Source organism: Novosphingobium sp. PhB165 (genome assembly GCF_004341845.1).
GTDB lineage: Bacteria > Pseudomonadota > Alphaproteobacteria > Sphingomonadales > Sphingomonadaceae > Novosphingobium.
Genome location: NZ_SLVB01000001.1, coordinates 368873 through 379850 on the forward strand (window position 1 = coordinate 368873; position 10978 = coordinate 379850).

The 10978-nt window shown below is 66.0% G+C and carries 7 protein-coding genes; 1 reads left to right on the plus strand and 6 read right to left on the minus strand.

The window, feature by feature from the left end:
- Positions 1 to 33: 33 nt before the first annotated feature.
- From EDF56_RS01860 to EDF56_RS01880, 5 genes are all read right to left on the minus strand, one after another.
- A complete protein-coding gene (locus EDF56_RS01860) occupies positions 34 to 2115 on the minus strand; it encodes a DUF11 domain-containing protein (RefSeq protein ID WP_132385030.1) in 2082 nt (693 codons plus the stop codon).
- On the minus strand, positions 2112 to 7196 hold the full coding sequence (locus tag EDF56_RS01865; RefSeq protein ID WP_243652331.1) for a hypothetical protein: 5085 nt from the start codon (positions 7194 to 7196) through the stop codon (positions 2112 to 2114). Before EDF56_RS01865 ends, EDF56_RS01860 begins: the two co-directional genes overlap by 4 nt.
- Positions 7197 to 7214: 18 nt before the next feature.
- Positions 7215 to 8264, minus strand: a complete 1050-nt coding sequence (locus EDF56_RS01870; RefSeq protein ID WP_132385031.1) for a DUF11 domain-containing protein — start codon at positions 8262 to 8264, stop codon at positions 7215 to 7217.
- A 72-nt stretch (positions 8265 to 8336) separates the two neighbouring features.
- Entirely contained in the window at positions 8337 to 8819 is a 483-nt protein-coding gene (locus tag EDF56_RS01875; protein ID WP_165912058.1) for a hypothetical protein, read from the minus strand.
- A gap of 13 nt (positions 8820 to 8832) precedes the next feature.
- Positions 8833 to 9807, minus strand: coding sequence for a hypothetical protein (locus EDF56_RS01880; protein WP_132385033.1), 975 nt, complete (start codon positions 9805 to 9807; stop codon positions 8833 to 8835).
- A gap of 175 nt (positions 9808 to 9982) precedes the next feature.
- Between EDF56_RS01880 and EDF56_RS01885 the strand changes: the two genes are divergently transcribed.
- On the plus strand, positions 9983 to 10591 hold the full coding sequence (locus tag EDF56_RS01885; RefSeq protein ID WP_165912059.1) for a response regulator transcription factor: 609 nt from the start codon (positions 9983 to 9985) through the stop codon (positions 10589 to 10591).
- Positions 10592 to 10596: 5 nt separating this feature from the next.
- Here EDF56_RS01885 and EDF56_RS01890 read toward each other — a convergent pair whose 3' ends face one another.
- Positions 10597 to 10938 (minus strand): Hpt domain-containing protein, encoded by a 342-nt coding sequence (locus EDF56_RS01890; RefSeq protein ID WP_165912060.1) that lies wholly within the window; start codon positions 10936 to 10938, stop codon positions 10597 to 10599.
- Positions 10939 to 10978 lie beyond the last annotated feature (40 nt).

Here is a 10978-nt window from a genome sequence, read left to right on the forward strand (position 1 = left end):
ACGGCGTCCCGGTAACGGGGCGCCGTTTTCGTTTCAGTTCACCGTTGCGTCGAACCGGATCGCGAAGCTCGTTCCCGCCGCCAATGTGGGCGCGCTGGCTTTGACCGTGCCTGAGGCATAGGACGCGCCGTAGGGATCGCTTTCGTCGCTGCCGGTATCGTTGTCGTCCTCCGCCGTGTTCGCGCTGGCACAGTCGCTGCCGGAATAGATGCTGCCCGCAACATATGTGAGCGTCGCCGGAATCGGATCCGAAGCCGCGACGCTGGTGGCCGCGCTGCTGCCGGTGTTGGCCACGAGGATGCAGTATCGGACCGTCGCGCCGGGGATGGCCTTGGGGTTGTTGGTCCCGCTCACCGGATCGCTGACGACCGAACTGGTCTTGGAAACGGCCAGCGTCGTGCTCGGGCGGCAGAAGGTGATGTCGTGCAGGGCGATGGCCTGCTGACCGGGATCGCTGGGCGCCATCGAGTGGTTGCCATAGCGCACGATGATCGTGTCGATCGGCTGCGAGAAGGTGACTGTCACAGTGCCGTCCGCGCTGGCATCGTCGCTGAGGCCGTCGCCATAGGCGCTATTGCCGATCACGTAGTTGGACACGCCGTTGGTCAGCGTGGGGGTGACCACGGCGCCGTTGTAGCGGCCTTCCACGGTCACCTTGTCGGCAAACTGGCCGGAATAGTAATCGACGTCGAAGATCTTGAATTGCGCGCCGGGCAGGGCGGTGGGCAGGGTGATCGTGGTCGTCGCCTCGGCACTGATGTTCGGCATGTTGACCATCTCGAACAGCGCGTAATCGTTGAGCCCGCCGTTGACGACGTTCTGCCGGACCGGCGACTGGCCGCCGTAGGTCGAACTGCTCAGCCATGTCCCCTGATTGGCGAGCGCGAAGCTGATCGTGCCCAGCGTATCGAAGGAGTAGGAATTGCTGGTGCTGCCTGCCGTCCAGGCGCGGTTGCTCCAGTCGAACACCACCGTTCCCGCCGCGCAGGAAAGCGTGGGCGGTGTGCCGGCCACGCGGCTGCCGGTGACGGTCAGCGTGGCGCTGGCATAGTCGTCCTCGCTGGTGACGCCGTTGCCGGGGGTGGAATCCGGATCGTTCTGGTCGCTGGCGGTGATCTCCGCCGTGTTGGTGAGCGTGGCGCCCGCGCTGGCGTTGACGGTGCCGGTTATGTCCAGAGTGACGCTGGCGCCGGGGGCGATCGATCCCACCGTCCACACGCCCGTCGCGGCGTTGAAGGATCCGGTGCCGTTCGAGGAGACGTAGGTGAAGCCGTCCGGCAGAGTGTCGGTGACTTTCACGTCGGTCGCGGTGTCGGTGGAGGTGCTGGCGTTGGTCACCGTCAGGCGGAAGGTCGCAAGGCCGCCCGAGGTCGGGCTGCTGGTGAGCAGCGTGTTGCCTAGCGAAAGGTCGGCGCCCTTGGCGTTGAAAGCGAGGCCGGACAGCACGATAAACTGTGCCGTGGGGTTGGCCGTGCCGGATACAGTATAGCTGTTATAGACGATGCGGATGCGCTTCACGGCAGTGGTGCCGAAGTTGAAGGTCAGCGTGCCGTTCGTCGAATTGTTGGCCGAGGCTGCCGTGCCGTTCCAGCCGCTGGTATCGTTGGTGACCGCGCTGCCGTCCGACCAGAATGCGCTGTTGCTAACGGCGTTCACGAAAGTGCCGTTTCCGGTGTCGTAATAGACCGCCACGGCATCGCGGTTGTAGTTGTTGCCCGTCGTTTCCCGGTCGATGTCGGCGATGGAAAAGGCAAGGCCGGTCACACTGCGGTTCAGCGTGATATCCATGGTGATCTTGTTGTTCGCATCGAAGCGCGAGGCATCGAAATTGAGCAGCAGGCCGGGGCTGACGCCGCCGATCGCAGGCGTGTTGTAGACCACGTAGTTGTTATAGCCCGATGCGACTGCGAAAGTGCCCGCGCCGCCGACGGTCGTACTCCATGCGGTGCTGACCGTAGTGCCGTCGCTGGCGGTGATCGCTGTCGAGGAACCGACCGATCCGCCGTTCGACAGTCCGAGACTCGACCATGCCGCCGTAGCGTTTTGCGCCTGTGCGGTGCCGGCCAGCAGCAGCGCGGCCAGCGTGGCGAAGAGGGCGAACAGGCGCGCGGTCATCGGCCCAGCCCCAGGAAGCCCAGGCTGTTCTTGTCGAACTTGGCGCGAAGGGTGGCGAACACGCCCTTGTTGGTGCTGCGCGCGGCTGAATAGTCGCGGTCGCGGAAGCCGGTGACGTTGTAGCCGATGGTCAAGAGCATGTCCTGCGTGGGCACTACGCTGATCTGCGGGCCGACCGCGAAGCTGGTGGTGTGTTCGGAAAAGGCGCGGCGCACCGTGGCGGTGCCGCCGACGGAAATGCGGTTGCCGATGCCGATGCCCAGATCGAGGCCCGCGACGGCGGTGAAGCCGGCCAGATCGAAATCCTCGTAACGGTCAAAGCTGTAGCGCCCCCCCACGAACAGGCCCAGCTCCATGCGGTGGACCATGCTTTTCCCTACAGCACCATTAACCAACTTTGCGTTAACCAAACCCAGCGGCGACCAGTTGGTGGACAGGCTGGCGAGCAGGCGACGCGCCGTCGCATTGTCGCTAGCGGAAAGCGCGCTGTTGCCGGCTGCATCGGAATTGCCGCCGGTGCCGACGACCGAGCGGTCGCTGCGGTATTCCAGCTTGGCGAGTGCGGCGAAGGGAGATTCCGCCGGACGGTGGGCGAGCGAGATGGCGGCGTCGGTCACTTCGCTCACCGTGCCGTCTTCCGCCTTCGCATGCGTCCAGGTCACGCCGGAGCCGACCACGCTGCCTTCGCCCAGTTGGCGGATTGCGCCGAAGGTCAGACCCTTGCGGTCGGTCACTTCGCCGTCGCGCCATTCGGCGCGGCCGGTGATCGACCAGCGCTCATGTCGCCAAGCCGCGCCGAAAGTGAGGGCGGTGAAATCCTCGAACAGCAGCGCGTCGGAGGTGCTGATCTGGCCGCCGCTGGTGACGGGCTGGAACTCGTTGATGATCTTGCTGGCCGATACACCGCCCACGGTGCGGTTGCCGTCCACGGTGGCATCCAGCGTCAGGCTCTTGGTCACCGGCAGGCTTTGGGCAAGGCCATAGGCGGCGAAGGCGCGGTTGCCGTATTCGCCGATGTCCTGAAAGCCCATGCCGCCCGAAACGCGCGCATTGGTCCATGCGGCGGTTTCGAACCCGCCCTTCAGCGTGCGGGCGTTGATCGCGTCGCCCAGCGCGATCTCGTAGCTGGCGGTGGCGCGAACATCTTGCGTGACCGCATAGCGCAGACCAAGGCGGTGACGGGTGGGCAAGTCCACCGAATCCGTGCGGCCCAGCGGCATGCTGGAATCGGCGGAGAGTTCCAGCCGGTTGCCCAGCAGGCGGCGGGTCGCGCCGAATTCGAGGACGGTGGAATTGGCGTCGCTGCCATCGGCCAGATGGTCGGCCACTTCGGTCACGCCCGCGCGCAAGTCGGTCTGGCCGTTGCGCCAGTTCACTTGCGCCTTCACGGCATCGCGGCGGGCGGCGTCGGTCAGGCTCTCGTCGTGCCAGGCGCTGGCGGTGAGGCTGAGGCCCTCGGCAAAGGTATAGCGCCCGTCCACGCCGAACTTGCGGCGGCCGCGCTCTGCAATGGACTGCTGGTTTGTGCCGTAATCGGCATCGATCGAGCGGGCATAGGCCAGCATGTCCAGCTTGCCGGTGTGGTGCTCCACTTCGATCAGCCATGCCTCTGACGTCTGCTCGTTCGCGCGGCTGGCGCCCAATTCGGCGCGCAGTTCGGACCGGGGGCCGAAGCGCAGGCGGGCATCTACCGCGCCGATCTTTGTATGGGTTTCGCCATCGCGGTCGGATATGGCCGATGCGCCGAGGCGCAAGGCCCCGTTCGCCAGCGTCACATCCCCGCGCAGGCCCGCATTCCACTGTCCATGGTCCAGATTGCTGTCGACTTCGTAGTCGACGACGATGAAGCGCGGGTTGAGGTCGGAATCGCGGCTGAGCACCGGCGCCTTGAACGTGATCGTGCCCGAGATCAGGTCCACATCGTAATCGAGGTAACGCGTCAGCGGCGTGCTCTCCACCACCAGTTCGGAGCGGAAGCGGTCGCGCACCACCAGCGTCACCGTTTCGCTATTGGCGACGATGGCCTTGGACGAAAGGCTGTAGGGCCCAGAAATGCCCGCGCCCTGAATCTCGTCATGGCGGTGGCTGATCTCGATCTTGGCGGCGAAGCCCTGCACATGGACTGCGCCCATGCGTCCCTCCGCCTTGCCGCCGGTGGCAGTGCGGACGTAGCGGGCAAGCTGGGTCTGGTCGAAGCCCGTGTCGATATCGCCGTAGATCGCATAGAACGTGCGGCTTTCGATGCGCACGTAGAGCTTGTCACGGCTGGCGGCATCGAAGCGGCGGGTCGAGCCGTCGGCGAAGACGGTGTAATAGGCTTTGGGATCGATGGTGCCCAGCAGCACCTGATCGTCGCGCTGTTTGGCGCTGTCATAGGCGGCGGTGACAAGGAAGCTGCCGAGCACGCGGCCCTTGGCATAGAAGGCGGTGCGGGCGTGCTTGCCAAGATCGCTGTCGAACGTGCCGCTCTGCTGCATGGCGTCGGCGATGGACTGCGAACCGACTGCGCCTTCGGCAAGGCCCACCAGTGTCCATTTCTGGTCGCCGGGAACCACCCAGCCTTCAAGGTCCTGCGTGCTGGAAACTTCGCCGTCCGCGAAAGTGAAAGTCAGGTGCAGCGGGCCGGAGACCATGGTGGGGGCGAGTTCGACAAGGGCAACGCCGTCATCGCCCTCGACCGTCCAGGTGGGCGAAGTGCTGCCGGAACCGCTGAGCTGCCGCTGCTGCATCCGCTCGATGGCGGCGGCGCTTTCGTAAGGTGCGTTGATCGAGAGCGCGCCGGAGACGCCCGCGCGCACCGGGTTGCCCTTGCGGTCGGTCAGGCGCAGCGCGATCACCGGGCGCGACCGGCCATCGGCGACAAGGTGCGACCGCTCGCGCAGGATCTGTGCATGGGCGGGCGCGGCGGCGAAATGCACGTCACGGGAGAGTTCCGCCGCTACCGAGCCATCGGCATTGCGCACGGTCGCGGCCAGATGCGTCACTTCCCCGTCCAGCGGCACGCCGCGCCAGATGCTGACGGCATAGCGGCCATCGGCGGACTTCTTCACGCCATCGAAGCTGAGCGCGGGCACCGCCTTGCCGGCGGCGGTGAGGTCTACCTTCTGGCCGGGCTTGTGGCGGATCACCACGCGGATGGCAGGCGCGCGCGGGTTGTGATCGGGCGCGGGGAACAGGAAATCGATGGGGCCATCACCCATGGCCAGCCAGTCGACGCCGCCGCCTGCAGCCTTGGCATCGTCGAGCACGGGGGCGCCGTCTGGAGCCGGTTCGGTCGGCGCAGGAGCCTTGAGATCGACGGGTACGGGCAGGGCGCTCGCGGGAACGACGGCGTAGAAATCGGCGGTGACGAGGCTGCCGCCCTGACCGATGGCAAACAGCGAGTTCGCCTTGCCCGCATTGCGCACCGAGCTTCGGCAATCGACGAAATGGCCGCCTGCGGGCAGCGTATCGGGCTCTGCCTGCACGACATGGGTGCCTGGGACGAGGCCCTCGAAGTGGAAGCGGCCATCGGCGTCGGTAACGGCGAAGCTGCCGTCTTCCAGCATTACGCGCACGCCCGAAATGCCCTGGCGGCCGGAGGCGACGGTGCAGTCCCCGGCGCTGACGCGGCCGATCACGGTCATGCGCGATGCGATGGTGTCTTTCTCGATCTTCACGACGGCGCTGGCCTTTTCGATATCGCCGCGCAGGTCGGTGGTTTCGGCAAGGTTGAGTGCCTGCCCGGCCGGGGCATCGCCGCGCACGCTCATGGCGTAAACCACCGTGCGGGTGCCGCCGGCCGGGATCGCGGCGAGGTTGATGGTGAGGCGGCTGCCGTCTGCGGCTACGCTCACCGTGCTGTTCTCCGGTCTGGCGCCGTCGACGCGGATCGAGGACTTGCGCAGCCGCAGCCATTCCGAGGGCGTATCGACCAGCACCACGCCGGACTTGGCGCGTCCGGCGTCCGAATTGCGCACAGTGACGGTGTAGAACACCACGTCGCCGGGATTGGCGCTGGCGCGCGAGACGGTCTTGGTCAGCGCGACGGCACTTTCCTTGCCGTCCACCGGGATATCGACGCGCACCGGCGCGGGCGAGGAGAGCGTCACCACGCCCCCGAAAGAGGCGTCCTCTATCACCATCGTATTGCCGTCTGGGCGGGTAAACTTGGCCAGCGCCGAGCGCGCAACGGTGGAGGGCGCGGAGTAGCCCTCGGGCGGCTCGATCTCCAGCCGGTAGCGGCCGAGCGGGGCCAGCGGGAAGCGGTACTCGCCCGCCGCGAAGGCATAAGTATTGCCCGCGCCATCCGTCACTGGCTCGCCCGACACCACGGTCGAGGGCCACAACGTGACGCCGTCATCGGCGTAGACCTGGGCGGGCAGGCCGGTGTCGGCATTGATCAGCGTGATCCGCGCACCGCTTACGGCGCTGCCGCTCTCGCTGTCGAACACCATGCCATAGGGATCGGCCAGCACTGCGACCACGGTGCTGGCGATGGTCTTGTGCGTGGTGGCGGAGTTGTAGGCGATGGTGATCGTATCGTCGTTGGCGACGCTGAGGCGGCAGTCGTTGGCCTTGGGCGAAGGCGGGATCGCCGTGGTGGGGATGGATCCTGCGAAGACGCCGGTGTTGGCACCGGTTTCGTAAATCGTGATCTCTTCCGCGTCCCCCTGCGAGGTGGTGAGGGTGACGGCGATCGCATCGATGGCGGAGGCATCGAGATTGGCGCTGGCCGCTTCGATCCGGATCACCAGATCCTCGCCGATGTGGAAGGTCTTGGCGCTGGCGATGGCGGTCAGCGTGGCGCTCGTTGTCGTGCGCGCGGTGGCTGAGAGTTCGGTGCCGCCGCAAGTGGATGCGGCCAGCGGCGTCGACAGCGAGGAGGATGACACCGGGCGATAGGTCTGGATCGTCGCAATGGTCTGCACGACATCAAAGCTGACTTCGTTGGAGCGGATCGTGCGGGCACCGCCGTCCTGCGACCATGCGGCATCGGCGATATTGGAAACGGTGGCGGCCTCGGCAGGCTGGACGCAGGCAAGCGACAGCAGCGCCCCGAAGGACGCTGCTGCCTGCTTGAAGTTCGTCCAGTATCGCACCCGGCCCGCCAGCAGCCGTCAGTTGATCGTGGCGCGGAAGACGAGCGTGCGGGTCACGCCCGCCGCGATGTCGGAGAGCGTGCCGGTCACGGTATTGCTTGCGAAAGTGCCGCCCGAAGTGCCGTCCGCGTTGCAGGTGCTGCCGCTGACGGTGCCGTTGAGCAGGATCGAACTGGTGACGTAGGTCACGTTCGTGGGCAGCGGGTCGTTCACCGAGATATTGGTGGCCGTGGCGCTGCCGGTCGCATTGGCGATGGAGATGCAATACTCGATCGTCGCGCCCGGAATGGCCTTGGGATTGGTGGTCCCGCTGACCGGATCGCTGACGACGCGGCTGGTCTTGAGGACCGTAAGCGCGGCGGCGCTGACCTTGTAGTCGTCCTTGGCGGAGAAGGCGCCGTCATTGGCCGCATCGGTCGCGCCCGCAGCGTCTGCCAGCACGGTATCGACGCCCGTGGTGTTGGTCGCGCTGGTGGTGAGCGCCGCGCCCATCGATCCCGACGTGCCGCCCGCGCGCGCCGTAGCGGTGAGGACGACGGTGGCGATATCGCCGGTCACCTGGGTGGACGGGATGTCCATCACCACGAAGATCGTCTTGGCGCCATCGGCCGCCAGTTCGTCCAGATAGGTGACTTGCGTATCGGCCGAGGTGAACACGCCGTCGCCATTGCTGTCGACGTAGATCTTGACGTTGGAACCGTCGAAGTTGTCCGTGCCGCCCCAGGCCGCGCTGCCGCCCGATTGCTGCGCGGCAGTCAGTGCGAAATCGAGCGTGTCGTTCGACAGGTTGGTGACCTTGAATGTGCTCACCGCCTGAAGTTGACCCGGCGAGACGACCGTGGCCGAACTGCCGACTTCGGTGACGGTGACGTTGACCTTGCGGTCGACCGTGAACGTGTCCGACGCGGACTTGGAGGTCTGGGAGACCCCGCCGACCTGATAGCCGACCGTCACGGTATTCTGGATAGTGGAGCCGGCAGTGGTCCCCGTGGCGAAGGCGGGGCTGGAGCCAAGCGCGACGAGCGCAAGCGAGCTCACCGCACCCAGCAGCGTGCTGGTGCGTGTCATGAACGAAGTTCCTTCAAGTAAGGTGAGCCGCGCCTACCCCCGCCCGCGGCCCGTGGCGGAAATTCGTGCCGGTCAGCGGACCACGGCGTGATACTCCAGCGCGCCCGCCGCGCGGGGCGCGAGGTGCGCCAGCGTCCAGCGGATATGCGTAACGTCCTCAAGCTGCGCTGCGCGGCGCGTGCCCGCCGCATCGGCGACGGTCAGCGCGGCCAGCTTGCCGAAGGTTTTGCCGCCGTCGACCGAGACTTCGTAGCCGCCCTCATCGGCCGCAAGGCGCACCGGCGCGGGCAGGGGATTGGTGACGACGAAATTGTCGACCGGCTTGTCGCCGTCGTTGCTGTAGCGCGTGGTGAACAGCAGCCTGTCGCCGGGGACGACCGTGGTCGGCGGAGCCAGAACGGTCTTGGCCGCGCCGTTCTCGGTCACGACTTTCTCAACCTGCACGTCGCCCTTGAGCGAGACGGGCTCGGCCGCCGAGGCGGCTCCGGCAAAGGCAATGCCGAGAGCGACAGCTGCTGCTGAGGAAATCAGGCGGGCAGGGATATTGCGGTTCATCGCTGGGCGACCTTTACTGGATGGTGACGTTGAACGTGACGGTATGCGTGCTGCCCGCAGCGGCCGTGCCCACCAGCACGTCGATGCCGCTGGCCGACGCCTTGCCCGCGTCCGCATCGGCCGCATCGCTGAGCGCGGTAGTGTCGAGCTTGAGCGTGCCGGCAGTGTAAGTCGTGCCGGTCGGGATTGCGTCGGTCAGGCGCAGGCCGGCGATCGAGCCGCTGCCGCCGATGGTGGCGACCAGCTTGTAGGTCACCGTCGCGCCCGGAACCGGCTGAGTGCCGCCGAAGGGGTCGGCAATGGTCGCGGACTTCACGAGCCCGACCGTGGCGACGCTGGCGACCAGCGGTCCGTTGGCATTGGCGCTTGCACCGGAGGCCCCGACCACGGCATCGCCGCCGCCCTGACCCTTGCCGGCATAAGTGGTGCCCGGCGTGCCGCTGCCGGTAACGGCGCTGGCGGCAAGGTTCACCTTGCTGGTCTGCGCGTCGGTCATGCCGCTTGGGCCGGTAACGATCACAAAAAGCGTGAGCGACTTGTCCTGATCGACCGAAGGCGTCGCCGTGCCCGAAGGGAGCACGGTATCGACCCCGGCGTCATAAACGCCGTTGCCGTTGCTGTCGTAGGCGATCGAGGTGACCGTGGCGGCGAACTGGTTGCCGGAAACGGTCGGGTTCGCGGTAAGGTTGAAGGCTTCCGGCCCGTTGCCGGTATTGGTCAGCTGATAAGTCAGTACCGCACTGCCGCTGGAGATCGAAACCGGCGCGCTGTCCTTGGTAACCAGCGTTACGTCCAGCAGTTCGTCCACCTTCACTGTCACCGTGTTCGAATCCACCGTGCGGGTGGCGGTTCCAGTGGTGAAACTGGCCGAGGCGGTGTTCTGGATCAGCGTTCCCGCGGCCACATTGGCGGCATGCGCCTGCTGGGACGCGAGCAGGGTCGCCAGGACGGCGGTGCTGGTTGCAATACGGGTTTGCGCGTAAGTCATGCCATTCGAGGTGAACTCGTCTGGTTAGCGAAACCTTTCCATTCTCATGGGTTCATACCAAGGTATGCAATCGTTGCTGGATCGAACATACTTTTGGATGTAAGTGTGGATTTAGTGGCAGATTCTCGCGCTAGACGGGGCAGTTGCGCGATTGACGAACACTTGGGGGGGCTTCTTGATTCGACGTCTGATCATTGCCGACGACCACCCGATCTGCGTATCGGCGTTAACCTCGGCTGTTCACGCAGTTGACAATTCCATGCTGGTTTCGACAGCGGAAACGCTTGCCGGAATTCGGGATTTGCTTGCTGCCGAAAGCTTCGACGCTTTGCTGCTGGACCTTGCGCTCAAGGATTGCCAGGGGCTGGCCAACCTTGCCGCGGTTCAGGCGATCGCGCCACGGATGCCGGTGCTGGTGGTGAGCGGCAATGCCGCTGCCGACCTGCCCGCCAAGGCGGCGACGCTGGGCGCGCGGGGGTTCCTCAACAAGACTGCGCCGCTTGCGGAGATGAAATCGGCGATCGCCGTGATCCTCGAAGGCGGAACCTGGTTCCCTCTGCGTGAGGAGCAGGGCGAAGGTCTGGCGAGCAAGCTGTCTCCAGCGCAGCTTCGCGTCATGTCGGAGCTGGCGCAGGGCAAGTCCAACAAGCTGATCGCCTACAGCCTTGGCCTCACCGAACCGACCATCAAGTCCCACCTCTCGGCGATCTACAGGGCGCTGGGCGTACACAACCGTTCGCAGGCGCTGCTGGCCTTGCGACAGGGGGCGGACGAAGCGGCCTGAGCGGTCTAGTCTGGATAGCGCCGGGCGATCCAGTCGCCGGTTTCGCGCGCAGTTGCCAGAAGCAGCGCGAGTGCATCGGCGTCGAGGTTCTGCGTCTCCAGCACTTCGGCCGCGCGCGCCAGGCGGGTGGCGCAAAGGTTGCAAGCCGCGCCCTTGATCGCATGGGCCAGCCGCCGCGCCCGCTCGGGCTCGCGCCCGGAGACAGCCGAGGCGATCTCCCATGCCTCATCCATCACCGTTGCCGCGAACGTCTGGAGGATCGGCACCAGCCGTTCCTCACCCAGCGCCTCCATCGCGCGCGCCAGTTCCTCTTCATCGATGAGCGGAACCTCGGCGGTCTGCAACATGATCCAACTCCGCTGCGTGCTGTCCGGCGGCTTGTCTTGC

Bases quoted from the DNA above. Each gene is read 5' to 3' on its own strand.
- EDF56_RS01860 (WP_132385030.1), bottom strand. From the start codon at position 2,115: ATGACCGCGCGCCTGTTCGCCCTCTTCGCCACGCTGGCCGCGCTGCTG.
- EDF56_RS01875 (WP_165912058.1), bottom strand. From the start codon at position 8,819: ATGAACCGCAATATCCCTGCCCGCCTGATTTCCTCAGCAGCAGCTGTC.
- EDF56_RS01870 (WP_132385031.1), bottom strand. From the start codon at position 8,264: ATGACACGCACCAGCACGCTGCTGGGTGCGGTGAGCTCGCTTGCGCTC.
- EDF56_RS01890 (WP_165912060.1), bottom strand. From the start codon at position 10,938: ATGTTGCAGACCGCCGAGGTTCCGCTCATCGATGAAGAGGAACTGGCG.
- EDF56_RS01880 (WP_132385033.1), bottom strand. From the start codon at position 9,807: ATGACTTACGCGCAAACCCGTATTGCAACCAGCACCGCCGTCCTGGCG.